The 25,457-nt window shown below is 33.5% G+C and carries 24 protein-coding genes; 16 read left to right on the top strand and 8 right to left on the bottom strand.

Annotated features, from left to right (window positions below):
• From Q0L29_RS00605 to tilS, 3 genes are all read right to left on the bottom strand, one after another.
• A partial coding sequence (locus Q0L29_RS00605; protein WP_296618346.1) for a 3-hydroxyacyl-CoA dehydrogenase NAD-binding domain-containing protein occupies positions 1–112 on the bottom strand: 112 nt, incomplete at its 3' end.
• Between the two features lie 205 nt (positions 113–317).
• Positions 318–845 carry a Crp/Fnr family transcriptional regulator gene (locus tag Q0L29_RS00610; protein WP_296618323.1) on the bottom strand — a complete coding sequence of 176 codons (528 nt, stop codon included), beginning with the start codon at positions 843–845 and terminating at the stop codon, positions 318–320.
• Positions 823–2,148, bottom strand: a complete 1,326-nt coding sequence (tilS, locus tag Q0L29_RS00615) for a tRNA lysidine(34) synthetase TilS (protein WP_296618324.1) — start codon at positions 2,146–2,148, stop codon at positions 823–825. The genes Q0L29_RS00610 and tilS overlap by 23 nt, the downstream gene beginning before the upstream one ends.
• Before the next feature lie 8 nt (positions 2,149–2,156).
• Here tilS and Q0L29_RS00620 point away from each other — a divergent pair, with 8 nt between their 5' ends.
• From Q0L29_RS00620 to recN, 7 genes are all read left to right on the top strand, one after another.
• Positions 2,157–3,803, top strand: coding sequence for an OstA-like protein (locus Q0L29_RS00620; RefSeq protein ID WP_296618325.1), 1,647 nt, complete (start codon positions 2,157–2,159; stop codon positions 3,801–3,803).
• Positions 3,804–3,920: 117 nt separating this feature from the next.
• On the top strand, positions 3,921–4,619 hold the full coding sequence (locus Q0L29_RS00625) for a T9SS type A sorting domain-containing protein (protein WP_296618326.1): 699 nt from the start codon (positions 3,921–3,923) through the stop codon (positions 4,617–4,619).
• 83 nt (positions 4,620–4,702) lie between these two features.
• Entirely contained in the window at positions 4,703–5,527 is an 825-nt protein-coding gene (locus tag Q0L29_RS00630; protein ID WP_296618327.1) for an outer membrane protein assembly factor BamD, read from the top strand.
• Positions 5,528–5,533: 6 nt separating this feature from the next.
• Positions 5,534–5,845, top strand: a complete 312-nt coding sequence (locus tag Q0L29_RS00635) for a DNA-directed RNA polymerase subunit omega (RefSeq protein WP_296618328.1) — start codon at positions 5,534–5,536, stop codon at positions 5,843–5,845.
• Between the two features lie 8 nt (positions 5,846–5,853).
• The gene (gene coaBC / locus Q0L29_RS00640; protein WP_296618329.1) at positions 5,854–7,062 is read left to right on the top strand and encodes a bifunctional phosphopantothenoylcysteine decarboxylase/phosphopantothenate--cysteine ligase CoaBC; all 1,209 of its coding nucleotides are present in this window, start codon (positions 5,854–5,856) and stop codon (positions 7,060–7,062) included.
• Entirely contained in the window at positions 7,055–7,954 is a 900-nt protein-coding gene (locus tag Q0L29_RS00645; RefSeq protein ID WP_296618330.1) for a DUF4835 family protein, read from the top strand. Before coaBC ends, Q0L29_RS00645 begins: the two co-directional genes overlap by 8 nt.
• Before the next feature lie 125 nt (positions 7,955–8,079).
• Complete coding sequence (recN, locus tag Q0L29_RS00650; RefSeq protein WP_296618331.1) at positions 8,080–9,732, top strand: DNA repair protein RecN; 1,653 nt, start codon at positions 8,080–8,082, stop codon at positions 9,730–9,732.
• A 62-nt stretch (positions 9,733–9,794) separates the two neighbouring features.
• Here recN and Q0L29_RS00655 read toward each other — a convergent pair whose 3' ends face one another.
• Positions 9,795–10,802 carry an acyl transferase gene (locus tag Q0L29_RS00655; RefSeq protein ID WP_296618332.1) on the bottom strand — a complete coding sequence of 336 codons (1,008 nt, stop codon included), beginning with the start codon at positions 10,800–10,802 and terminating at the stop codon, positions 9,795–9,797.
• Between the two features lie 13 nt (positions 10,803–10,815).
• Here Q0L29_RS00655 and Q0L29_RS00660 point away from each other — a divergent pair, with 13 nt between their 5' ends.
• On the top strand, positions 10,816–11,547 hold the full coding sequence (locus Q0L29_RS00660) for a hypothetical protein (protein ID WP_296618333.1): 732 nt from the start codon (positions 10,816–10,818) through the stop codon (positions 11,545–11,547).
• A 91-nt stretch (positions 11,548–11,638) separates the two neighbouring features.
• Here the strand turns inward: Q0L29_RS00660 and Q0L29_RS00665 are convergent, their stop codons facing one another.
• Positions 11,639–12,535: a M48 family metallopeptidase gene (locus Q0L29_RS00665; RefSeq protein WP_296618334.1), complete on the bottom strand. Its 897-nt coding sequence runs from the start codon at positions 12,533–12,535 to the stop codon at positions 11,639–11,641.
• Between the two features lie 140 nt (positions 12,536–12,675).
• On the opposite strand from Q0L29_RS00665, the gene Q0L29_RS00670 reads away from it, so the two are divergent.
• From Q0L29_RS00670 to Q0L29_RS00700, 7 genes are read left to right on the top strand one after another with little or no spacing between them, the layout of a single operon-like run.
• Positions 12,676–13,287 carry a fumarylacetoacetate hydrolase family protein gene (locus Q0L29_RS00670; RefSeq protein ID WP_296618335.1) on the top strand — a complete coding sequence of 204 codons (612 nt, stop codon included), beginning with the start codon at positions 12,676–12,678 and terminating at the stop codon, positions 13,285–13,287.
• A complete protein-coding gene (locus tag Q0L29_RS00675; protein ID WP_296618336.1) occupies positions 13,274–15,172 on the top strand; it encodes a M23 family metallopeptidase in 1,899 nt (632 codons plus the stop codon). Before Q0L29_RS00670 ends, Q0L29_RS00675 begins: the two co-directional genes overlap by 14 nt.
• 5 nt (positions 15,173–15,177) lie before the next feature.
• Positions 15,178–15,630, top strand: a complete 453-nt coding sequence (gene bcp, locus Q0L29_RS00680; protein ID WP_296618337.1) for a thioredoxin-dependent thiol peroxidase — start codon at positions 15,178–15,180, stop codon at positions 15,628–15,630.
• 3 nt (positions 15,631–15,633) lie between these two features.
• Positions 15,634–16,485, top strand: coding sequence for a transketolase (locus tag Q0L29_RS00685; RefSeq protein WP_296618338.1), 852 nt, complete (start codon positions 15,634–15,636; stop codon positions 16,483–16,485).
• Positions 16,486–16,534: 49 nt separating this feature from the next.
• Positions 16,535–17,920: a VWA domain-containing protein gene (locus Q0L29_RS00690; protein WP_296618339.1), complete on the top strand. Its 1,386-nt coding sequence runs from the start codon at positions 16,535–16,537 to the stop codon at positions 17,918–17,920.
• 10 nt (positions 17,921–17,930) lie between these two features.
• Complete coding sequence (locus tag Q0L29_RS00695; protein WP_296618340.1) at positions 17,931–18,890, top strand: transketolase family protein; 960 nt, start codon at positions 17,931–17,933, stop codon at positions 18,888–18,890.
• 46 nt (positions 18,891–18,936) lie between these two features.
• Positions 18,937–19,233: a putative quinol monooxygenase gene (locus Q0L29_RS00700; protein ID WP_296618341.1), complete on the top strand. Its 297-nt coding sequence runs from the start codon at positions 18,937–18,939 to the stop codon at positions 19,231–19,233.
• 1 nt (position 19,234) lies between these two features.
• Here Q0L29_RS00700 and Q0L29_RS00705 read toward each other — a convergent pair whose 3' ends face one another.
• On the bottom strand, positions 19,235–20,209 hold the full coding sequence (locus tag Q0L29_RS00705) for a polyprenyl synthetase family protein (RefSeq protein WP_296618342.1): 975 nt from the start codon (positions 20,207–20,209) through the stop codon (positions 19,235–19,237).
• A gap of 52 nt (positions 20,210–20,261) precedes the next feature.
• Here Q0L29_RS00705 and Q0L29_RS00710 point away from each other — a divergent pair, with 52 nt between their 5' ends.
• The gene (locus Q0L29_RS00710; RefSeq protein WP_296618343.1) at positions 20,262–21,107 is read left to right on the top strand and encodes an alpha/beta fold hydrolase; all 846 of its coding nucleotides are present in this window, start codon (positions 20,262–20,264) and stop codon (positions 21,105–21,107) included.
• Positions 21,108–21,132: 25 nt separating this feature from the next.
• Here the strand turns inward: Q0L29_RS00710 and Q0L29_RS00715 are convergent, their stop codons facing one another.
• Together Q0L29_RS00715 and Q0L29_RS00720 are read right to left on the bottom strand one after the other, a co-directional pair.
• A complete protein-coding gene (locus Q0L29_RS00715; protein ID WP_296618344.1) occupies positions 21,133–21,477 on the bottom strand; it encodes a hypothetical protein in 345 nt (114 codons plus the stop codon).
• An 80-nt stretch (positions 21,478–21,557) separates the two neighbouring features.
• On the bottom strand, positions 21,558–25,331 hold the full coding sequence (locus tag Q0L29_RS00720) for a T9SS type A sorting domain-containing protein (RefSeq protein WP_296618345.1): 3,774 nt from the start codon (positions 25,329–25,331) through the stop codon (positions 21,558–21,560).
• Positions 25,332–25,457 lie beyond the last annotated feature (126 nt).

Raw genomic sequence — 25,457 nt, forward strand, 5'->3', positions numbered from 1 at the left:
CAAAACCTTCTTTAATATCAACCAATACTACTTCCTCTGCAAAATTTTTGATGGCAATGTATTCGGCACAACTTGCACCCACTGCACCAGCTCCTACTACGGTAACTTTCATTTTATTTATTTTATAAGTTAAACAATCTTGATCTCGCTCACAAAAGTACAAAAAATAATGCTATTCTTTGGCTCAATTTTAAAGTGATTATAAGCTTTAAAAAAAGCTTTAAACCTAGGTTCCATTTATAACATTTTCTTCAAAAATAATTATTTAAATACCTTTCAGGTTTTATTATTCAGCTCAATAAAAATGGAATCACTAATCAAATTTTTCCGTATACATGGCCTAAATCGAAAAAGCCGAAATTGGTCTTGTATGTAGAAAATAAACGAGCCATATAGTCATTTTGTTGCTGGGTATAAGACTCCAGAACTTTCGCTTTTATCTTCGGATAATGATCAAAAATTTCAAAAATATTGATCTGTGGAATCACATATATTTGAGCCTTTTCAGAAGCTATCACCGCATTATAGATTCTTCTTGCATCAGGAATTAAAGCATTATCCCCAAAAGATTTATTTTCAGTTAGAATCCCCAAACTTTCAAATCTGTCCTGGATATCAATAGTTAAAGAAATCTCTCCTTTTTGTGTGAGATATAATGCATGACTGGGATCGTCTCGAAAAAAAACCACCTCATCTTTTTTATAAACCCTCATATGCATAAAGGGTATGAAATGAGACAACTGTTCAAAGCTTAATTGCTCAAACAGTTTAATCTCCTTTAAAAACTTAAAAAGCACCATTTGCTTATGGTCGTATGACTTCTTAAATGGATTGAGAACTTTCATATTCTATTTTTAATATTTTACTGGTATCATTATTAACTTTAAATAATTCGGAAAATTTATATCCTATTACCCATGCAATTTCCCCTCCCGACTTTAAAATCATCACTCGCTTTTTCTGAGGTAATGCCACCTTTTGATCAATCAATATATCACTAATTTTTTTCTTCCCCTTCATCCCTATGGATTGAATTTTATCTCCCTCATGCCATAAATCAATTTCAATAGGCTCATTTATACTTTCGTAATCAATAAAGGCTACATTTTGATTTTCACTAAAATGCACCTCTTGTATATTTATGAATTCAAACTTCAAATTTCCAAATGGTGTTTCGATTATACTAGCCTTTATATCAATTTGTCTCGGAAAGAACTCAATATGCTGTTTATCAGTTATTTTATGGAGTAAAATTTGATCTCTGTCAACAGACAGAACGTAATTTGACGCAAATAATTGAGCCCCTACTCTGCTAAAGTCAAATGCTTGTAATTGCGATAAATGAAAGCCATAATCAGCCAATAGTTCTGATAAATGAACTACAACATGAGATTTATCTAAAATTGATTTATCAATTTCAATATCATCCCCTTTAAAATGAAAATATTTTTTAGAGATATCCTGCAATTTCTCATCCCATGCCTCTTCTGTTGCTCTTAAGCGTAAAGCTGTCTGTTGAAAGCCAGATAGTAAATTAGGATTTAGTTCCAACAATTGAGGGATGATATAATGTCTGATTTTATTCCTTGTATAATGATCGGAAGCATTAGAACTATCTTCTCGCCATATATATGAATTATCGTGAGCAAATTGCTCCAATTCTGATTTTTCCGCAAAAAGTAAAGGTCTTGCTATTCCATTTTGTAAAGGCAAAATACTTCTTAAGCCTTTTATTCCTGTCCCCCTGCTCAAGTTAAGCAAAGCAGTTTCCAATAAATCATTAGCATGATGAGCGGTTAAGAGTTTATCGAATGAATGTTCTAACATCAACTCATCAAACCAATTATAGCGCAATTCTCTAGCCTGAATTTGAGTAGAACCAGCATCTAAATCTAGATCAACTCTTTTTACAAAAATCTTAACATTTAATTGCTTAGCCAATTTCCTCACAAAGGTTTCATCTTTGTTGGAATCTTCTCCCCTTAGTTGAAAATTCATATGAGCTAAGGAAAAACTAAAATGATTTTGGCTTAGTAAATGTGCTAAAACAACAGAATCGAGTCCGCCACTAATTGCCAAAAGCAAATGTTCGTCCTTTTTAAAAAGTTTTTCTTTCTTAATAAATTCTAAAAACGAAGCGCTTAACATATTTCTTTATGAAATTACTTAGATTTGCACAGAATTTGCTGATAAAAGCAATCAAAAGTAAATGTATGAACTTCCAACGAATTTTAGTCCTTTGTTTCTTCCTAATCTTATCCATAAGCGTAAATGCCCAAAAAAATGGTGTTAAATATGGCTCTGAAGGATATTCAGAAACCATCAATAAAGGAAAAGACAGCTTTACACGCTTGGTTAAAAAGGTGTGGTTTGATATTGAAAAGGAAAACATAAAAATAACTGGGGATTCTGCCCTCTACTACGACAAAAAAGGGGTTATGATTGTTTTTGGGGACGTGGTCGTGACCAAAAATGACACTATTGACATCACCTCAAGAAGATTAAATTATTATATAGATGAAAATAAAGCGGAATTAAGAAATAATGTGGTTTATGATGATGGAGACATGAGAATGACCACGAATTATCTGGACTATTATATGACCACTGAAGATGGTCATTTTTTCAATGGAGGAAAATTAGTAGATGATGAAACTACGCTTATCGCCAGGGAAGGCTTTGTTGTCAATGCTGAAGACCTGATCAAATTTTATAAAGATGTAGATTTAACTAATCCAGAGTATCAGTTACTAACCGATACTCTATTTTACCACCGTACCACTAAAATAGCTACCACTTATGGACCCACCAAAACAATTATGAAAAATGGAGAAGTTGTGGATGCGGCCAAAGGAGGTAAATTCTATACTGATAAGAAAAATGCTCAATATACTGCAGGAAAGATCACAACAGAATCTTACGAAATTTTTGGGGATGAACTCTATTTTGATGATTTAACCCAAGAATCAAAAGCCAAAGGAAATGTAAAAGTAATTTCTGAGGAAAATGACATTATAATACTAGGAGAAGAAGCCGCTACAAAAAAAGAGCAAGGGATTACTAAAATTTGGGGAAACCCTGTCTTAAAGCAGATGGTGGATAATGACACGCTATACTTGACAGCAGATACTTTGATTTCCATTGATTCAGAATATGATTCCCTCAGTAGGCTTTTAGCATACAATAATGTCAAAATCTACAAATTAGATATGCAAGGAGTCGCAGATTCAATGGCCTATATGATGCAAGATTCCATGATTTTCTTTTATCACGACCCAATTCTATGGAGTGAAGGAAATCAAATAGTTGCCGATACCATTTCTATGGAAATTAAAAACGGGAAAATGGACAAACTCAATATGCGAAATAGAGCCTTTACCATCAATCAAGATACCGTGAAGAATTTTAACCAGATTAAAGGTCGAAATATGACAGCATATTTGAAAAACGATGAGATGGATAGAATCTTAGTAGAGGGTAATGGTGAAAGTATTTATTTTGCAGTAGACGAAGAAACTTTAGAGCTTATAGGTATGAATAAGGTATTATGTAGCTCGATGAAAATTCAATTTCTAAATGGGGAAATGAATGATATTACATTCTATACAGATCCTGAAGGAAGATTTATACCACCCCATGAAATAGCAGAACCCGAAACCAGACTAAAAGACTTTAATTGGCAGATAGAAAAAAAACCTAAACTGATTGATGTTTTAGGCAAATACGCTCCCGGCAAAACTATACTCTCCGATAAAGAAAAACCTACATTACCTGATGATATAAAGTTGGAATCCGAAAACTAAAACTCACAGCTAACGTTCCTTATAAAAAAATATTATCTCCACGTCATATTTTTTTATTAATCATTAGATTTTACAATAATAAAATCCTATTTTTACTAGTCAAATTAATAATGCTTTATGAAATTATTTCTCACCATATTTTTATCAATACTTGTTACCACTTCCTTGTGGTCTCAGGATATTATGATAAAAGATTTCAATGGTGAGATCACGACTAGCTATCAAAAATCAAATACTAAAATCTTTAAAATTCAGAATTTCAGTAATTCTAAAAAATCAATAAAGATCAAACAAAATATTGATAAGATTCAAGGCGGAAGCACCTTCACAATTTGTTATAATAATGAATGTAGCACAAATAGAGAGCCGCTTATTCTCAATATTCCTGCAAATAGTATTTCTAATGACTTAAAAGTCACACTTAACGGGGGGCTATCCTACTTAAATACTATCGCTTATGTGGAATTCATAGATCTGGAAGTGGATAATATTGTGAAAAAAGAAATATCTCTAAAGGTTACTGAAGAAAAGACCAAGGATATTTTTTATGAAAAAGGAGGTATTACAGTGAATAGTTTTTTTCCTAATCCTGCCATAAAAAATGCTATTATGGAATACAGCATAAATCCTTATGAAACTGAAGCAAAAATCACTATTCAAAATGTGCTAGGTAGTATTGTAAGTAGTTATGATTTAAGCCCTGACGAAAACAAATTAAACATTAGCACAGAAAACCTTAATCCCGGTGTTTATTTCTACACACTCTTTATAAAAGATGAGGGTTTAGCTACAAGAAAATTAATTGTAAAAAAATAATTAATAATCCAATCTTCAAGAATTGCTTTCGTTAGCAATAAAAAATTGTTCATTCCATAAAACAAATGTATATTTGCACCCTTATGCGAAATTCGTACAGAAATTTATTAATAATAACACTATTTACACTTTTCACAACCGCCTGTAGTGATTTTAGAAAATTACAGAAAAGCGATGACTGGGAAAAGAAGTATGACGCTGCCATAAGCTATTATGAACAGGAGGAATACTATAAAGCTAATGCTCTCTTAGAACAGATTTTACCTATTATTAAAGGTTCTGAAAAAGCTGAAATCGCTAACTTTTATTATGGTTACACTTATTACTATCAAGGGCAATATTTATTAGCTTCGCATTATTTCAAGACTTTTTACGATACATTCAATCGAAGTAAATTTGCTGAAGAAGCCAGGTTTATGTTTGGATATTCTCTTTTTAAAGATTCACCAAGATATAATCTAGATCAGGCCAGCTCAAAAGAAGCTATTACTGCCTTACAAGGATTTATAAACCTATTTCCAAATTCTGAATTTGTACCTAAAGCTGATGCAGCCTTAGGTCAATTACGTTCAAAATTGGAACGAAAAGCCTACGAAAAAGCTTTACTATATTATGACCTTAAAAAATTCATGACAGGAGAATATCTTAAAGCTGCTTTAGTGGAATTTGATAACTTCCAGGATGATTTTCCAGGTTCTGAATTCACAGAGGAAATAAGGTATTTAGAAATAGAAGCAATGTTTAAATTAGCTGAAGTAAGTATTTATTCTCTAAAAAAAGAAAGATATTTGGAGGCAATTGAATTTTACGAAAACTTTATAGATACATACGAGAATAGTAAATATCAAAAGAAAGCTGAAAAAATTTACGAGGACAGCTTAGAACAAATTAGAATATTAAATACATAAATAATTATGGCAAACCCATCAATAACTACTAAAGACACATCTAAATTAGTTGAAGAAACTGATAACATCTACCAAACGGTAGTGGTGGCGTCAAAAAGAGCTCGACAAATTTCAAGCAATGTGAAAGAAGAGTTGAGCAATAAACTTGCTGAATTTGCCTCTACTGTTGATAATCTAGAGGAAATATTTGAAAACAGAGAGCAAATAGAAATCTCAAAATTTTATGAAAGAATGCCTAAGCCTACCATTATGGCTATGGAGGAATTTCTAGAAGGTAAAGTTTATTACCGAAAAAGAGAAGAAGAGGAAGGTAAATAAGCCTAGGAATGCTCCAGGGTAAAAAGATAATTTTAGGAATAACGGGTAGTATTGCAGCTTATAAAACCGCAATATTGACCCGTTTATTGGTTAAAGCAGGTGCTGAAGTGCAAATCATCATGACTGATGATGCTAAGGAATTTATTACACCTTTGACTTTAAGTACCTTAAGCCATAATCCTGTATTATCAAAATTTACTAAAAACAATGCTGGCGAATGGAATAATCATGTTGGATTAGGCTTATGGGCAGATTTAATTATAATTGCTCCTGCTTCAGCAAACACATTGGCTAAATGTGCACATGGAATTTGTGATAATCTTTTGTTAGCCACATACCTATCAGCAAAATGCCCCATAGCTTTTGCACCTGCAATGGATTTGGATATGTACCAGCATCCCACAACCTCTGAAAACCTTAAAAAACTTGAATCATTTGGTAATACAATAATTCATGCTGCTTCAGGGGAATTAGCTAGTGGTCTGGATGGACAAGGAAGAATGCAGGAACCCGAAATTTTAGTTACGGAAATAGAATCCATTCTTTCCGTAAAAAAAAAATTTAAAGGTCAAAAAGTAGTCATCACAGCAGGTCCTACGCATGAGGCCATAGACCCCGTAAGATTTATTGGCAATCATTCATCCGGGAAAATGGGCTATGCAATAGCGAACGCTTTTATTAAAGAAGGAGCTATTGTCACTTTGATTTCAGGACCTTCAGCCTTAGAAGCCCCTTCTAAGATTTCTAATTTTATAGAAGTAAAGTCTGCACAGGAAATGTACGAGGAAACAGAAAAACATTATAAAGAAGCAAATATCACAGTTTTTGCTGCAGCAGTTGCAGATTACAGACCAAAATCAATAGCTAAAGAAAAAATTAAAAAGAAAACAGAGGGCATGACTGTAGAAATGGAAAAAACCATTGATATAGCTAAAACATTAGGTGAAAGAAAACAAAAAAATCAATTGAATATAGGTTTTGCTTTAGAAACTGAAAATGAAGAAGCAAATGCTTTAAAGAAATTGAAAAATAAAAACTTCGATTTAGTCGTTCTTAATAGTCTGCGAGATAAAAATGCAGCTTTCGGTCATAATACCAATAAAGTGAATATTTATGGCCAAAATGGATTGCTAGAAGAATCAGAACTTATCGCTAAAACTGAGGTAGCAAACATAATTTTGAATCAAATTTATAAATTGAGCAATAAAAATGAATAAAATCATCCTGACCCTTTTTGGAATCATTTTCACTCTCAACTCTATTATTGCTCAGGATTTATTTTTTCAAGTAAAAGTTGATGCTACTGCAGCCAATACTTCAGAAACACGCGTATTCACCAGTATGGAAAACTCATTTCGTCAATTTATAAATGAGACGAAATGGATACAGGAAGAAGTAGAGTTATTTGAAAGAGTGAAAGGTATAATGGCTATTAACATAACCGAAATCCCTAGAACAGGCAGATTTCAAGCACAAATGCAAGTTCAATCTGTTAGGCCAATTTATAATAGTAATTATGAATCCGTCATGATTAATATTGCTGACCGAAACTTAAATTTCGATTACACTGAATCCCAACCTCTAGTTTATACTCAGAATAGTTTTAATGATAACCTTGTCAGTATTTTAGCTTTTTATGCCAATTTCCTGTTGGGAATGGACTTTGATAGCTTTTCAGAATTAGGAGGACAACAATATTATGATGAAGCTTTAAATATTGCGAGGTCAGCTAATCAGCAAGGTTTTAAACCCGGCTGGGAGCAATTTGGTAATATTGACAGCAAATATTCACTTGTACAATCAGCATTAAATGCCCAGTTGGAACCCGTACGTAAGAGTTTATATCTTTATTATAGGAAAGGTTTGGACATGATGGAAACAAATCCTGAGGAAGCAAGAAAATCAATATTGGAAGCACTAGAAAATATTCAAAAAGCAAATAAGCTCAATCCTAATTCCCCTTTTGTAACCCTCTTGATTCAATCTAAAATTGAAGAAATTATACAGATATTTACAGAAGGTGATTTAGCAATTAGAAGAAAAGCTTATGAAATCATGAGAGAAATAGCTCCCGCTAATTCTGAGAGGTACGAAGTCATGATAAAATAACATATCCTAATCCACATTTATATTCATATTAATTTTTAAAAAAATCTTGAAAGCTGAAAGCTAAAGAATTTACTATCCATAATTTTTAAGTAAATTAGCCCTGCTAATAAAAACATAGTGCCAATATGCTTCAAAAGCTTTTGATTAAAAATTACGCCTTAATTCAAGAACTTAATATTAACCCATCGCCAAACCTTAATACTATAACTGGCGAGACAGGAGCCGGTAAATCCATCATGTTAGGTGCTGTAGGTTTATTGATAGGCAAAAGAGCTGACACCAAGGTGCTTTATTCTTCTGATACCAAATGCGTAGTAGAAGGTATATTTGATATAGCACAGTACAATTTAAACTCCTTTTTTGAATCAGAAGACCTCGATTATGATGAAGAATGCGTAATCAGACGAGAAATAAGTGCCAGCGGAAAATCAAGAGCCTTTATTAATGACACCCCTGTTACTTTAGATATTCTTAAAAATCTTGGTAATTATTTGATGGACGTTCATTCACAGCATGAAACCCTCTTAATCGGTGATCAGGATTTTCAATTACAAATAATTGATGCATATGCGGGTACGATTAAAAGCTTGAAAGACTACCAATCCTTATTTTCTGATTACACAAAAGCTAAAAAAAGCTTGCAAACTTTTAAGGATAGTGCTGCTCAAATGCAGCAAGAAAAAGATTTTAATCAATTCCTTTTTGATGAGTTGGATAAAGCACAGCTAAGATCTGATGAGCAAGAAGAATTAGAAGAAAAACTAGAGTTGCTGGAAAATGGCGAATTGATAAAACTAAAATTATCTGAAGCTTATCAATTAGTTGATGGGCAAGAATTTGCAGCTATTCATAATTTACATCAAGCAACCGAAAGTCTTAAAGCTATTCAATCTTACGGTAAGGATTTTCAGGAATTATCCGATAGACTAAACAGCAGTTTTATTGAGATTCAGGATATTGCAAAAGAACTGGAAATTACGGCTAATGAATTCGAACACCAACCAGAAGAACTGCAACAAACGCAAGAAAGGTTAAGCCTAATATATTCATTACAACAAAAGCATCATGTCGATTCAGTTGCGAATCTACTTAACATAAAAAATGAGTTGGAGGAGAAATTACTAGCCGTACAGGATGCAGAAGGAAGTGAGTTAAAACTGCAAAAAGCAGTAGATGAAGCTTATGCGAAAATGAATGAAAAAGCGCAGGAAATAAGCAAACAGAGAACTAATCATTTTGAAAAATTAGAAAATGAGTTGCGTAATTTATTAGCCGGCTTAGGAATGGAGGATGCTGTTGTTAAAATTGATAATCAAGCAAAGACACATGATAAAAGTGGAATTGACGATATCAAAATATTATTTAGCGCTAATAAAGGGGTTGCTCCACAAAATTTAAAGAACGTTGCCTCAGGAGGTGAATTTTCACGTTTAATGTTTGCCATCAAATATATTATGGCCGATAAAATAGCGATGCCTACCATTATTTTTGATGAAATTGACACAGGAATTTCTGGGGAGGTAGCCATTAAAATGGTCAATATGATGCAAAAAATGGCTGAAAATCATCAAGTGATTACTATTAGCCACCTTCCGCAAATAGCAGCCAAGGGCCATCAACATTATTTTGTATTCAAGGATAATTCTGCTGAAAAATCGGTTAGTAAAATCAAATTATTAAACGATAATGAGCGCTCGTTAGAAATTGCCAAAATGATAGGTGGAGATAATCCAAGTGAATCAGCTATTCAAAGTGCCAGGGAGTTGTTAAGTGTATAGGTTTTGAGGTTTTGAGGTTTTGAAGTGTTGAGGTGATTTTCTAGCTACTTGATACTGAATACTTAAAACACCATCAAATTACAGCCTCTAATATCTGAATTATCGAATCGCCCTAAAACCTGAAAGCTGCCATCTTTATTTACTATTCCAACATCCTGGGTTTCAATGAAAGCACAACTATCAATATTGGCTAAGTCAATAACATTTAATCCTCCACTTCTTTTATCATAAAATTTAATATCAAAAGGATCATTTACCTCCCTGACCATTATTTTCATGCTGTAAGAAGGCTGAAAAACACCTTTGCCTTTACTATAACTTTGTGATAATAATTCTGTCATGCCGTATTCAGAATGGATTGCATTCACATTCAATCCTTCACATAAAATTTGATGTAGTTCTTCTCTTGTTATCTCTTTTCTCCTGCCTTTCATCCCTCCTGTTTCCATTATAATACAATCAGAAAAATCAACTTTATAGTTTTCTGCCAGATCCAATAAAGCAAAACTTACGCCCCATATAATAATTTTCTTCCCATTGTTATTTGCCTTTAACTTCTCTACTTTTTTAACTAACTCTTTTAAATCATATAAATAAAATCCGGAGTCCGCTGAATTAGTCTTTTTTATAAAATCATCCACCATAGCTACTAAAGATGAGCCTTCTCTTTCCAAATAAGAAGGCAGTAGGGCTAAAATTATATAATCATCAAGCTTTCCATAGTAGTTTTCAAATAAATTCTGAGCGTGGTTTAAATAATGATTTAGATTTGGTACATAATGTTTACTGCTTACTCTTGAACCAGTTCCGCTACTTTCGAAAACAGCCTCATATTCTGGAAAATTTTCAGATTGAGTAAGAATTGTATGTAGCTTAAAAAAATCTATAGGCAGAAAAGGAATTGACCTTAAGTCATTAATAGAATCAGCATTGATATTTAAAGCATCAATGTATTTTTTATAAACTAAATTGTATTTACTTTGGTATTGGAACAGCGCTAAAGCAAAATCTTGAAAATTTTCAACATTTAGGGCATCAAATTGCTTTAATAAGCGTTCTCTTTCTGACATTTTTATAAAAATTATGCAATACAAAATTAAAAATAAGGCACGGCATCTCATATTTAATTCGATTATTATTCTAGGATTTTTAACAATCCTTACTGCTTGCCCTACACCACCTGAATTTGAAGATGTTCCCAGTATTGAATATGAGAACATTGAATTCAGTCAAATCACTGATACTTCTGCAAGTGGACAACCACTAAATCAAGATGTTATTAGTGTGACAATTTCCTTTGAGGATGGTAATGGTGATTTAGGTCTTAGAAATAGCGAAATTGAACCTCCATACCATTTATTTGATATCCCTTTAAATCAAGAAAACAAATTAATATTCTTTGGTAGTTCTCCAGACCTTCCTCCATTTAATTTCTATGATTATTACATTGCTTCTGATTCAATTCAAGTAAATGACACAATAATAGTAAATGACACTATTTTGGTACGTTTCAATGAACGTCATTTCAATATTTATGTGGATTTTTATTATCAACCCCCTGGCCGTAATGACTTTGTGCAGTTTGAATGGGAATCCGAGCCTGGTTTTTACCAATCATTTCATGGGAGATTTCCTATTTTAAATACTGAAGATTATAATAGACCACTAAATGGTTCATTAACCTATGAAATGAAGAGTGTTGGTTTTCAAGCAATATTTAGAGATTATCCTATGTATTTGGAAGTATATATTTTGGACAGGGAGGGTAATAGGAGTAATACTATCCAAACGGATCCCATTCGCTTGATTAATTAATGCAGGTTAATTCTCAAAATTTAAAAAGGCGCAATATTGAGTTGCGCCTTTGTTATTTAATCAATTGAATAAAATCAAATTCCAGCTTTAATTAATTATCAATCTTCATTTTTATTTCAGTCTTTGTTTTAGTACTTTTTTCCTGAGTATTTGAAATATCACTTAGGTTTGGAATAGGATTGTTGGTCACTTTATTACTCTTAGCATAATAATTTTTAGCCTCTGGAAGAAGTTTATTTAAGTCTTTAATTCGAGTTTTATTACTTGGGTGAGTGCTTAAAAACTCAGGAGGTGCCTGACCTGATTGAGCTTTCATTCTTTCCCAAAATTTGGGGGCTTCTGCAGGATCATATCCAGCCAGTGCCATGAATTTAATACCCAATTCATCAGCTTCAGATTCATGCAGACGACTAAATGGTAAAACACCCAAAACAGTGCTTCCGCCAGTGTAAGCAGCCATGGCTAATGCTTGAGTCTGCTCTGGTTGCTGTTGAAGGGCTACACTTAATGCCACTCCACCCAATTGCTGAACTAATGCTTGGCTCATACGCTCTCCACCGTGCTTAGCAATAGCATGAGCTACCTCATGTCCCATTACAACCGCTATCCCAGCTTCGTCCTGACAAACAGGTAAAATCCCTTCATAAAAAGCAACCTTTCCTCCTGGCATACACCATGCATTCACCACATTTTCTGCAATAAGGTTAAACTCCCATTTAAAGCCTTTTGTGGCATCTTCCAATTTATTTTCATTCAAATACAGTTCTACTGCTTTTTTAATTCTTTCCCCTACATCCTTAACCATATTAACTTGTCCAGTATTATTTGAAAGTGTACTTTCTTCCAATACCTGATTATAAGATGCGAAACTTGAAGAATTTAATTGACTATTTGGAATCACATTAAATTGATTTCGATCAGTTAAAGGAACCTTCTTACACGCGATAAGAAATGTAACCAGAATAATTAAGCTCAATATTTTTTTCATAATCAATTTATTAAAAGAGTAAATGGTAATATTACCGTTTAAAACCCATTAAATACAATCTAAAAGATTTCTTATAATATTTAACGTAGCTTTCATTTTTATAGTTAAAAGAAAACATATTTTTGCATAAAATTTCTCGAATGAAGATACTGGCTATAGGAAGAAATTATGGAGATCACATTAAAGAGCTTGAAAATGAGCGACCTGATGAGCCTGTGATTTTCACTAAACCTGATACTGCTCTTCTAATAAATAATGATCCTTTTTATTACCCTCCTTTCAGCAATGATATTCATTATGAAGTGGAGTTAATTATTAGAATTTGTAAGGAAGGTAAATTCGTAAAAGAAGAACATGCTCATAAATATTACGATAAAATTGGATTGGGAATTGATTTCACAGCTAGAGATTTACAATCGAAAGCTAAAGAAAAAGGCTTACCTTGGGATATTGCAAAAGGGTTTAATGGTTCTGCGCCCATATCAGATTGGTTAGAGAAAAAAGAATTTGAAGACCTGCAAAACGTTAATTTTTCATTAAAAGTAAATGGTCAACTCAAACAAGAAGGAAATTCGGCATTAATGTTGTTTCCTATTGATTATATCATTTCATATTTATCAAAATTTTTCACCTTAAAAACAGGAGATGTTATATTTACTGGTACCCCTAAAGGCGTTGGGCCAGTATCAATAGGTGATAAATTGGAGGGTTATATTGAAAATCAAAAATTATTGGATTTTGAAGTTAAATAAACATAAAATAACATTAATAATATTTTTACTCAGCTTACCTCTTGGGGCGCTAGCTCAAAATTCTGACCCTTACACTTTCCCAATCCGTCCAAATAAAACCAATTTCCTATCAGGCACTATGGGGGAATTGCGTTCTTCTCATTTTCATGCCGGAATTGATATCAAAACAGGTGGAAAGATCGGAGAGCCTGTGCATGCCACCAAAAGAGGGTATATCACTAGAATAAAAGTTTCTACTTATGGTTATGGTAATGCACTTTATATGCTACATCCTGACGGAAACACATCAGTCTATGCTCACTTAAATGAGTTTGCTCCTGAGATCCAAGAATTTGTTAAAAAAGAGCAATATAAACAGCAAACATTTGAGATAGAATTATTTCCACAGCCTTATCAATTCGCTTTTAAATCACAGGAAGTCATCGGGATTTCTGGTAATACTGGTGGTTCTTTAGGTCCTCATCTTCACTTTGAAATAAGAGATTCACAGCAAAGAGTTTTAAACCCACTTCACTATGGTTTTGATGAAGTAAGGGACGACATCCCTCCTATTTTGCAAGGATTTACTATCCGACCAATGAATCTTAATGCCAGAGTATTCAATCAATTTAAAAGGACTGATATCAAACTTAACAGAACTGGATTTAATTATAAAGCTATAGACACTGTAAAAGCACTAGGTGAAGTTGGGTTAGAGTTATGGGGCCATGATAAATTAAATGGATCGGCTAATAAAAATGGAATTAGTATTATAGAAGTAAACGTAAATGGCGAAACTCATTTCAAGCAAAATATAGATGTCATGAGTTTTAGCTTACAAAGACATATTTTAGTTCATTACCCATATGATGTCAAAATAACAACAGGCCCACGATATCATAAATTATATATTGATGACGGAAATCAGCTAAATTTTTATGAGACGTTGAAGAATAATGGCACGCTTACAATTGAAGAAGGAAAGTTCTACGATATTGAAATAAAAATGTACGATCCTTATGGGAATATGAGCATTTTAGAATTATTCATTAAAGGAGAAGCACCTATAAAATTCCTGGCTGAATCCCTGGAGTTTGAATTAGATGAAATTGATTACACAATTGAAGAAAATGTATTAAAAGTATATACAGATTCCAATTGCAAAGATGAAAGTGAAGAGCTCAACCTGAACTTAGGTGAAAAAATCGAATCGCTTAAGCCTGAATATTATTTATATAATACTGCTGTTTATTTGTGGAATTTAAAAAATGGAATTCCTGAATCTGTATTAAATTGTGATAAAGGCTTAAATTTGAGAACAATTCATGAAGTCTTTCCTAGAGAAAATAAAACCATCTCAACTGAAAAGATGGATATTAATTTTAGTCCTTATTCTTTATTTGACACGCTTTATTTAGAAACAAATTATGAAATCAAAACCAATGATTCACTTGAAATTTTCTCTTTAGGTCCAATCACCTCTCCCCTAAAAAGCTCAATAGAAGTTGAATTATCTCCTTTGATGAATCATTACAATAAAGATAAAAGCCATGTTTACAAAACAGATGATTTCGGCAACTTCTCATTTGAAGGTGGTGAATGGCAAGATGAGGAAATTAAATTCAGTACCAGAGAATTAGCTAATTATACTATATTAACAGACAGTATTCCTCCTTTGGTTAAAAAGGGGACCAATAAGTACAGCTATATAATTGATGATGAACTGTCAGGAATTAAATCTTTTGAAGCACATTTAGACGGTGAATGGGTTTTATTGAAATACGAACCTAAAGATAATCTGATATGGATAGATTGGCTTAATGATGAAATGAATAAGACCGGTGAATTTGTTTTGAAAGTAAAAGATAATGCCGGAAATGAAACAGAACATATCACTAAACTATAAATACAATGGAATTAAATATTGGAGATAAAGCACCTGATTTCAATGCCAAAGACCAGAACGGTAATGAAATTAAATTGAGTGATTTCAAAGGTAAAAAGGTAGTACTTTACTTTTATCCAAAAGATAATACACCTGGTTGCACTGCTCAAGCATGTAATTTGAGAGATAATTATGAAGAACTTCAAAAACAAGGTTATATAGTTTTAGGTGTTAGTCAAGATTCAGAAAAATCACATCAAAAATTTATAGAAAAACAAAATTTACCATTTCCGCTTATAGCAGATGAAGACCATACGGTTCATAATTTATACGGCACCTGGGGTGAGAAAAAAATGTACGGAAAAACCTATATGGGAACACTTCGCACTACCTTTATTATAGATGAAGATGGTAAAATTGAAGATATTATCGAGAAAGTAAAGACAAAAGAACATACAGCACAAATTTTAAATTCATAATCAATGGCAAGTCAGGCAAACATACAAGAGCTTGAAAAAACAGCTTCTCAAGTAAGAAGAGATATCCTTAGAATGGTTCATGCGGTTAATTCCGGTCACCCAGGAGGCTCTTTAGGATGCACAGATTTTTTTGTAGCACTATATTTTCATATACTTAAGCATAATGTTGATTTCAACATGGATGCAAAAAATGAAGATTTATTTTTCCTATCGAACGGTCATATTTCGCCTGTTTGGTATAGCGTTTTAGCTAGAAGTGGCTATTTCGAAACTTCAGAATTAAATACCTTCAGAAAAATTGATAGTCGATTGCAAGGACACCCTACCCCGGAAGAAAATCTTCCTGGAATCAGAATAGCTTCCGGCTCATTAGGACAAGGTTTATCTGCCGCTCTAGGAGCTGCTCAAACGAAGAAACTAAATAATGAAGATAATTTAGTTTATGTATTGATGGGTGATGGCGAATTGCAAGAAGGTCAAATCTGGGAAGCGGCAATGTATGGAGCTCACCATAAAGTAGATAATGTCATTGCTACGGTAGATTATAATGGTCAGCAAATTGACGGCCCTATTTCAGAAGTAATGGATTTAAAAGATTTAAGGGCTAAATGGCTAGCTTTTGGATGGGAAGTGATAGAAAGCAATGGCAATGATATGAAAGAAATTGTTAAATCATTGGAACATGCTAAAAGTTTAACCGGAAAAGGAAAACCTGTTTTAAATTTAATGAAAACAGAAATGGGCTTTGGTGTTGACTTTATGGTAGGAACTCACACATGGCATGGTGTCGCTCCTAATGATGAACAACTAACTGATGCATTATCACAATTGGAAGAAACACTGCGAGATTACTAAATCATAGAAAAGGCGTCAGATTGATATATCTGATGCTTATTTTGATTGAATGAAATTAAAAATCATCATATCGTCCTTACTTCTAATCTTTGTGTTGCACAATGCAAAATCGCAAAGAGTGGAACAAAGCATTCCTGAAAAAACAAGAATTCTATTTTTGTTTGATGCATCAGGAAGTATGTTGGCTCCATGGGGCAATGAATTAAGAATCGATGCCGCAAAAAGTGTATTAACTGATTTAGTAGATTCCTTAAGAGTTAATGATAAGATTGAATTAGCACTAAGACCGTATGGACACTTAACTCCTGCCAAAGAACGAAATTGCAAGGATACAAAGTTGGAAATCCCTTTTGCACCGAACAACAATGACCGCATAATTGATAGATTAAAATATATATATCCCAGAGGAACTACCCCTATTGCCTATTCATTGTTACAATCCGCTAAGGATTTCCCAAAAGATGATAATTATAGAAATATCATCATCATCATAACAGATGGTATAGAATCTTGTGATGGCGATCCCTGTGCTGTTTCATTAGAATTGCAGAAAAAAGATATCTTCTTAAGGCCCTTTGTCATTGGCTTAGGGATGGAAGAAAAATTCGCTTCAGAGTTTGATTGCATGGGTGAATATTACAATGCAAAGAATATAAATGCCTTCCAATCCGTATTGAATGGCATTTTAAGCCAATCCTTGAGCAAAACTACTGCGAGTGTGGAATTATTGGATCAAAATGGAAGAGCAGTTGAAACTGATGTAAATGTTTCCTTTATCAATACATTTACGGGTATATCGGAATTTGATTTTATCCATTTCAGAGATCAAAATGGCAAGCCTGACACAGTTGAAGTAGATCCTGTTTTAAGCTATGATGTTGTAGTGAATACAATACCTCCAGTTGTAAAAAGGAATGTTTTCTTAAAAGGTGGAACGCACAATGTGATCAAAATCCAAACTCCACAAGGAAATTTAAAAGTTAGTCAAGATAATACTACTGAGTATGACGGTAATGTTCAGGTTTTGGTGAGGAAATCCTCTCAATCAGAAATTATTAATACACAGACAGTCAGATCAGAAGAAAAGTATTTGATAGGAAGGTATGATTTAGAGATATTAACTTTACCGAAAATTAAAATTAATAATATTGAATTAAAACAAGGAGAAACTCAAAGTATTGACCTGCCTGCACCTGGAAGAGTCAATATTAGCTATAGTAGCAAAGGAATTGGTAGTTTATATTCCATTGATGAGGATGGAAGACAAACATGGATTAAAAAACTTGATCTAAGAGGAGGGAAATCAAGTTTCGGAATTCAACCAGGCAAATATAAATATGTATTTCGCTCTGACAGAGCAATGGGCAGTAAATACACTCAAATTAAAGAATTCAACATACAATCAGGGCAGACCCTAAATATTAAAATATACTAATAAGAGTAAGATGGCAGAAACTAAATTTACATTTACAGAAAAGAAAGATACACGTTCAGGATTTGGCGATGGTCTCTTAGAAGCTGGGAGAAAAAATGATCAAGTTGTTGGATTGTGTGCTGATTTAATTGGCTCGTTAAAAATGGGAGCATTCCAAAAAGAATTTCCTGATAGGTTCTTCCAGACAGGTATAGCCGAAGCCAATATGATGGGCTTGGCAGCGGGAATGACAATAGGCGGTAAAATCCCTTTTACTGGTACTTTTGCAAACTTTTCTACTGGTAGGGTTTATGATCAGATTCGACAGTCAATCGCATATTCTGAAAAGAATGTAAAAATTTGTGCATCTCATGCCGGTGTTACTTTAGGAGAGGATGGAGCTACACATCAAATTTTAGAGGATATAGGAATGATGAGAATGTTGCCGAATATGACCGTGATTAATCCATGTGATTATAACCAAACAAAGGCTGCAACTTTAGCTATTTCAGAATTTGAAGGTCCTGTCTATTTAAGATTCGGAAGACCAAAAGTTCCGGTCTTTACAGCAGATGACCAAAAATTCGAAATTGGTAAAGCCATCAATATGATTGAAGGTTCTGATGTAACCATATTTGCCACAGGACACTTGGTGTGGGAAGCTATCGAGGCTGAAGCAATTTTGAGAGAAAAAGGAATCAGTGTTGAATTGATTAATATTCATACTATAAAACCATTAGATGAAGAAGCTATCTTAAAATCAGTGGCTAAAACAGGTTGCGTGGTAACCGCTGAAGAACATCAACGTAATGGGGGCTTAGGAGACGCTGTGGCGCAAGTATTAGCACAGAACAACCCAGCACCTCAGGAATTTGTTGCAGTTAATGATCAGTTTGGAGAAAGCGGAAAACCTGAGGAATTGATGAAGAAATATGGACTTGATGCTGATCACATTGTTGCAGCAGTTGAAAAAGTACTTAAAAGAAAATAAACCCCATAAAAGGCCGGCAAATTGTCGGCCTTAAATTCTTAAAATTATGCTCATTAGAATAGTAAAAATGACTTTTCAATCAGATAAGATAGATGACTTTATCAAAATTTTTGAAGAGAATAAAGACGCTATTCGTAATCAAGATGGGTGTAAACACTTAGAACTTTGGCAAGATAAAGACCAACCCAATGTATTCAGCACTTACAGTTTATGGGAAAGTGAAAAGGATTTAAATCAGTATAGACATTCAGATACTTTTGGAAAAGTATGGCCAGCTACCAAAGCGCTATTTGCTGAAAAGCCTATTGCTAGTTCTCATATTCAGAGATTTAAATTAGATTAGACTACTTTTTCCTTTCAATGGTGTATTTCACCAAATCCATTAATGACTTACGATACTCTGATTCGGGGAAGTCTTTAATGATCTTCATTGCTTCATCATAATAGTTTTGCATGACCTCTTCTGCATAGGCAATCCCATTCTTCTCCCTTACAAAATTAACCACCGTCTTTACAGTAGAGTTTTGATCACTTTTATTTTTAATTAATTTGATGATATGCTTTCGCTCTGACTTATCAGAATTATTCAATGCATAAATCAAAGGCAGTGTCATTTTCTTTTCTTTGATATCGATGCCAAGCGGTTTACCGATATCGTTAGAACCATAGTCAAACAAATCATCCTTAATTTGAAAAGCCATTCCAACTTTTTCACCAAAGAGCTTCATTTTGGTACTAACATCATCGTCTTTAACTACAGAACGACTACCGACAGCACAACATGAAGCAATTAAGGAAGCTGTTTTCTGCTTAATGATATCATAATAAATATCTTCTGTAATGTTGAGCTTTCTGGCTTTTTCAATTTGAAGCAACTCCCCTTCACTCATTTCTCTCACCGCTTCAGACACAATCTTAAGTAAATCAAAGTCTTCATTGTCAATTGAAAGAAGAAGACCTCTAGAGAGTAAATAATCTCCTACCAAAATGGCAATTTTATTTTTCCAAAGCGCATTAATTGAGAAAAAGCCTCTTCTGTAGTTTGCATCGTCCACAACATCATCATGAACTAAAGTGGCTGTATGTAATAGTTCAATTAAAGCAGCTCCTCTGTAGGTAGCTTCATTAATTTGTCCGTGGACGCCTGCTGAAAGAAATACAAACATAGGTCGCATTTGCTTACCCTTTCTTTTCACAATATAGCCCATAATTTTATCAAGCAAATAAACCTTGCTTTTCATGAATTGGCGGAACTTTATTTCAAATTCTGCCATTTCATTGGCTATTGGTGATTGTATTTCTTTAATTTTACTCCCCATGAGTGTGCAATATTACTACCAAATGAATATCTAAGCAATTCAATTAATCAAAATGATTCAAGAAAATATAATTATTACAAGTACGGTTCATAATAAGCCCATTACGGGGGATATTAGATACATTCCTAGCAAAGATAAGAAACCGTTAATCCTTTTTGTTCATGGTTTTAAAGGATTTAAAGATTGGGGAGTATTTAATTTGATGGCAAATGAATTTGCTCAAAATGGATTCGTCTTTATGAAAATTAATTTAAGTCATAATGGCACTACTCCAGAGCAACTAACTGATTTTGCCGATTTAGAAGCATTTGGGAATAATAACTTTACAATAGAATTAGATGATCTAAAAGATAGCATTGATTACCTGTTTTCATCATCTAATATAGTACCGGAAAAGGAACTCGATTTAGAAAATCTTAACCTGATGGGACATAGTCGAGGTGGTGGATTAATTTTATTGAAAGCTAGAGAAGACGAAAGAATAAAGAAAGTCATCACACTAGCTGCCATAAATGATCTGAGTAATAGGTGGCCGCAGAGCTTTTTGGATGAATGGAGAGCTAAAGGAGTCCAATATATCGAGAATAGCAGAACAAATCAAATGATGCCTTTATATGTACAACTTTATGATGACGTTTTAAATAAACCTAACAGATTATCTATTCCGAAGGCTGTAAAAGAAATGCAGCAAGCTTTACTGGCTTTCCACGGTACTGAAGATGAGACACTTCCGATAGTTATGGCCCATGAGATAAAAGAATGGAAACCTGATACTAAATTAGTGATTTTTGAAAATGAAAACCATGTTTTTGGTGCAGCTCATCCCTGGGAGGAAAAAAGTTTACCTGAAGTTTATAAGAGAATCATTAAAGAAACTAGAGATTTTATATTACAATAGAATTGTACTAAGTAAAAAAGGAGCGTTAATAATTCGCTCCTTTTTTATTAGATGTTTTCCCGGTATTAACATTATAAATAGTTTTATAATCATCTACTGTTTCAGTTTGATCTTTAGGGATACCCGGTGGACTAAAAATTTCTAATTCATACTCTGAGATCCAGTTGATCTTACCTTGAGGTATTACCCCTTTTTTCACGACTTTCTCTTCTGATACATTAATGATAACATATCTTAAAGTTCCTGCATCAGTCACATTACTTTCATTTTTATATAAAGTAGCCAATACAAAATCACTATTAGAATTTTTATGAAATTCTACAGGCACAAAATCCAGACTTTCATAAGCCAATTTCTTGTAGTTCTTCATTGAATAGTTAGAAGAGGTAGCCCTTTGTTTGGCACAACCTCCAATTATACTGATCAAAAATATTAATAATATCCCTCTCATTAGTCCTTTACAATTCTTTTACTTACCATTCTACCATCTTGACCCAAAATTTGAAGCAAGTAACTTCCCTGAGTTAATGATCTTAAATCTATTTGTGTACTTTTAGCATAAGAATTCACTGTAATCTTATCAATCAGAACTCCATTTGTGCTATAAATTTTAACATCATGGACTGAATTTGCCTTAGATGAGATATTTAAATAATTAGATGTAGGATTAGGAAATACCCTTATATCATCATCTGACACCTGATTATTGGAAGTAATAATTTCAGAACCCCCATTTGAAATATAAACTTCATCACGAATGTAAGCCCTTATGTGAAGGGTATTTCTTTCTACTTTATCATAATCAAAATTGATAATACGTTTTTCATCTGTTTTTGTCAAAACTTGCTGATCCGTGTGAACCAATTTATCCCCAAAATATACCTCAACTTTATCAAAAGGTTCATTATTCTCTAATTCTATCAGAACTGGGTAAATATCTCCATCAATTGAAGTTTCAAAGTTTAAAATCTGTGGAGCTAAATCAATTTCATCAAGAGTAAAAATAGCAGATTCAAATACTTCATTTCCAAGTGTCCCCAGAACTTTAATATCAGCACCTTTATTTTCATAAAAATCAGTAATTGATACAGTGTTAATTCCAGATGCAGGCGCCTCCAGAATGGCTACTTCTACATTGTTTATAAGTACTTTTACTTGGTCATACCTGACTGGTAAATCAACAGAAATATCTGCATCTCCATATCCCAAATAACTAAAAGCATCTACCTTTAGGTTAGTCTTAGCCAATTCTTCAATAGTAGCTGTCCAAATACCTCTACCGTGAGTTCCAAATACGACTTCATCATCCACTAATTTCATAGACCAAATAGAAACAGATGGAATGTCATTTCTAATATTCCAGCTTTGTCCTCCATCAAGAGATTCATATAATCCTATTTCAGTTCCTGCCCAAATAACGTTTGTGTCAAATGGCATTACTAGCAAGCTATGTACAAATACATCAGGAAAACCTCTATTACTTACCCCATTATTACCTTCAAATCCAGAAATATCTTCCCAAGTTTGGCCCAGATCTGTGGTCCTTAGAATCTTAGGAAAATTAGCACGACTAAATAATGCATAAGCAGTATTTTCATCTATTGGATGTGTATAAATACCTGTTGAAAAGGCATTGGGTAAAGTTGAATAATTATTAACAGGCTGGAAACTTTCACCACCATCTGTAGAAACAAAGAATTTGAGTTGAAAATTGAAATCCGCCATTCCTGCTCCAGCCCAAACTATATTACTATTAGCCAAAGACACCTCTAAATCATTTGCGCTTGCATTCCCTCCCCAAGCAGGGTTATCTATTGTCTTTATAGTCCAGCTACTACCAAAATCAGTACTTTTATAAACACCAATACCTCCTATCGCAAAGACTGTATTAGGCGATTCACTCGACCCTGCCAATCTTGTGATAAATGGCCCATCATCTGTCGTTATTCCACTAGCAGAAGCTGAAAATGATTGACCACCATTTGTAGATTTTCTTATGCGATTATTATAAATGGTTCCTAATACTAAATCGGTATCAGTTGGATGCCATAACACTTCAAATCCATCACCGCCAATCACGAAATTATAAGCATTAGTTTCATCAACCGTAGTTGAAGTAGATACCCATGTCCCATTATCTTGTGTACCTCCAATATATTTCTCTTCACCAGGCTTTTTATCAGCTCCATAAAACTGAGTAGTTACATATCCATCAGTAATTTGCGTAATTACTTCTCCATTATCAGTAGAAATCCCTAATCCTCCATCATTACCATTTACAATCATGAAAGTTTCATTCGCATCATTCATTTTTATAAAGGTTAAATGATGGTGATCTGGGTGAAGATTATTTTGGTTTTGATTTTCATAACTTCCATAAGCATCGTAAACCGCCACAGCCAAAGCAGCGGCAACAAATTGTGAGCCATAATTAAGCCTCATAATGGCATTATTAAATGATGCTGGATCCCAATTAGCCCCACTAGCTAAAATGGGCCAAAAGTAATACATATTGGCATAAGCTATACCTCCAGCTTGATCGGTAATACTTGAATTGGCTGTATTTGGATCATAGGCAATATCATGAATATACAAATATTCTCGAGCCGTTAAAAGATCGGGATCATTAGTATCATCTCTGGGATTTAAGTTGAACTCTCCATTTCTTTCCTGGTCTCTAAATGAGACCATTAATTGACGATTATTTTCAATATCCCAAACTTCAAAAGGAACATCTATATAATCTTGATATGTATAATCAGATTCAGAAATTCCTGCACCACCGTCACCATTAGTACCACCATCAGCTGGAACTGTAAATCTATGAGCTTTTTGGCTATTAAGTCCACCAAACCTAATTTCAACAGTCATAGGATTTTGTGATGGTTCTAGATTGCCTGTTGAAATATTTATGGTTCCATTTTCAAAGTCAGCTCCAAAGTTAACAAAAGAAAGAAATTCAGTATTTTCAAAATCAGTTCCCAAATATCGTCTATCTGACTCTCCTATATTATTAGGATCAATTACATATTTACCAATACTTACACCACCAACAAAAACCTCATAAGGATTATAAGGATTAATGGCAATTGTATTATCATACCAACCTTGTGCACCTAAAAAATTGGTATTATAGTCTGGGTCATCTACTAATACCCAGTTTTGAGCTTTATCTTCTGAATAATACAGTAAAGTATTTGAACCTGAAAATGTGGAAGTATAAAGTATATTAGGATTACTGGATGACACAGCAATTTCAAACCTTACACCTTCAGAAATACCAGCAGATGATAAATTCCAAGATGTACCTGCGTCAGTTGATTTTAGAATCCCTAATCCGTTTACGCCTGCGTATTGAATATTGAAATCTGAAGGATCTACTTGTAAGTCTTGTACGGCACGATAGGCTGCTCCTGTCCCATCAGGAGAATTATATGTTTGAGTCCAGTTATTACCACCATCAATAGATTTAAAAACACCTTCATTAGTAGCTATAATAACAATATTTTCATTATTTGGATCAATTTGAATTCTGTTTACAGACTGAAACAAATCATCATTAACTGTAGAGGGTAAAAAATTCCAAGTTGCTCCTCTATCTATGGATTTATAGATTCCTTCCCCCCTTACGAAGCTCGAATTTCTTGCAAAAACCTCACCAGTTCCAACATAAATTACATTTGGATTTGAGGCAGCTTGGGCTATAGAATTGGTAGATAAGTTAGGTAAGGCGGGTGAAATATTCTCCCAGGTTTCACCACAGTTTACAGTTTTCCATAATCCACCACTAGCTGCACCGGCAATCCAAGTACAATTAGTGTTATCAGCTGGATCTACTGCAATTGCTCGTGTCCTACCTCCTACATTACCTGGTCCCCTGGATTTAAATTCGGCATTTAGGTTGGCAACTCTTGCCTGTGCAGATGAACTAATTGATTTTGAGAGTTCTTTAAATCGATAACCGTTAATATAATCAGAAGTTTCCTGGTCTACTCTTTTAGAAATGGAATTAAAGTATTCAATAAATCCATCAGGTTTCATGTAGGTATCTTCGCCTGATTTTACTTTTGACTTTTTAGTTGACCAATAATTATTTTCCTTCTTTTGATCAGTGTCAATGTTATCAATGTTAGTAGAAATACTACCATATTGGGTATGTATATAAACACTTGCTAATAAACTTAAACATATACCAATTAAATAGATTGATAAATCTTTATTCATAAATATTTTAATTTTAGCCAAAACTAATACAAAATATTACATGAAAAAATTCATTATGTTTTAAATAAAATTCAGACATAAAAAAAGGCTACCAAAATTGGCAGCCTTTTTTTAAGCAATAAATTA

Source organism: Marivirga sp. (assembly GCF_024636815.1).
GTDB lineage: Bacteria > Bacteroidota > Bacteroidia > Cytophagales > Cyclobacteriaceae > Marivirga.

Excerpts from the sequence above, each read along its gene's own strand:
- tilS (WP_296618324.1), bottom strand. The coding sequence starts at position 2,148 with ATGTTAAGCGCTTCGTTTTTAGAATTTATTAAGAAAGAAAAACTTTTT.
- Q0L29_RS00665 (WP_296618334.1), bottom strand. The coding sequence starts at position 12,535 with ATGAAAAAAATATTGAGCTTAATTATTCTGGTTACATTTCTTATCGCG.
- recN (WP_296618331.1), top strand. The coding sequence starts at position 8,080 with ATGCTTCAAAAGCTTTTGATTAAAAATTACGCCTTAATTCAAGAACTT.
- Q0L29_RS00715 (WP_296618344.1), bottom strand. The coding sequence starts at position 21,477 with ATGAAGAACTACAAGAAATTGGCTTATGAAAGTCTGGATTTTGTGCCT.
- Q0L29_RS00660 (WP_296618333.1), top strand. The coding sequence starts at position 10,816 with ATGCAATACAAAATTAAAAATAAGGCACGGCATCTCATATTTAATTCG.
- Q0L29_RS00710 (WP_296618343.1), top strand. The coding sequence starts at position 20,262 with ATGATTCAAGAAAATATAATTATTACAAGTACGGTTCATAATAAGCCC.
- Q0L29_RS00685 (WP_296618338.1), top strand. The coding sequence starts at position 15,634 with ATGGCAAGTCAGGCAAACATACAAGAGCTTGAAAAAACAGCTTCTCAA.
- Q0L29_RS00625 (WP_296618326.1), top strand. The coding sequence starts at position 3,921 with ATGAAATTATTTCTCACCATATTTTTATCAATACTTGTTACCACTTCC.
- Q0L29_RS00655 (WP_296618332.1), bottom strand. The coding sequence starts at position 10,802 with ATGTCAGAAAGAGAACGCTTATTAAAGCAATTTGATGCCCTAAATGTT.
- Q0L29_RS00635 (WP_296618328.1), top strand. The coding sequence starts at position 5,534 with ATGGCAAACCCATCAATAACTACTAAAGACACATCTAAATTAGTTGAA.
- coaBC (WP_296618329.1), top strand. The coding sequence starts at position 5,854 with ATGCTCCAGGGTAAAAAGATAATTTTAGGAATAACGGGTAGTATTGCA.
- Q0L29_RS00670 (WP_296618335.1), top strand. The coding sequence starts at position 12,676 with ATGAAGATACTGGCTATAGGAAGAAATTATGGAGATCACATTAAAGAG.
- Q0L29_RS00630 (WP_296618327.1), top strand. The coding sequence starts at position 4,703 with ATGCGAAATTCGTACAGAAATTTATTAATAATAACACTATTTACACTT.
- Q0L29_RS00720 (WP_296618345.1), bottom strand. The coding sequence starts at position 25,331 with ATGAATAAAGATTTATCAATCTATTTAATTGGTATATGTTTAAGTTTA.
- Q0L29_RS00705 (WP_296618342.1), bottom strand. The coding sequence starts at position 20,209 with ATGGGGAGTAAAATTAAAGAAATACAATCACCAATAGCCAATGAAATG.
- bcp (WP_296618337.1), top strand. The coding sequence starts at position 15,178 with ATGGAATTAAATATTGGAGATAAAGCACCTGATTTCAATGCCAAAGAC.
- Q0L29_RS00700 (WP_296618341.1), top strand. The coding sequence starts at position 18,937 with ATGCTCATTAGAATAGTAAAAATGACTTTTCAATCAGATAAGATAGAT.
- Q0L29_RS00690 (WP_296618339.1), top strand. The coding sequence starts at position 16,535 with ATGAAATTAAAAATCATCATATCGTCCTTACTTCTAATCTTTGTGTTG.
- Q0L29_RS00645 (WP_296618330.1), top strand. The coding sequence starts at position 7,055 with ATGAATAAAATCATCCTGACCCTTTTTGGAATCATTTTCACTCTCAAC.
- Q0L29_RS00610 (WP_296618323.1), bottom strand. The coding sequence starts at position 845 with ATGAAAGTTCTCAATCCATTTAAGAAGTCATACGACCATAAGCAAATG.
- Q0L29_RS00620 (WP_296618325.1), top strand. The coding sequence starts at position 2,157 with ATGAAATTACTTAGATTTGCACAGAATTTGCTGATAAAAGCAATCAAA.
- Q0L29_RS00695 (WP_296618340.1), top strand. The coding sequence starts at position 17,931 with ATGGCAGAAACTAAATTTACATTTACAGAAAAGAAAGATACACGTTCA.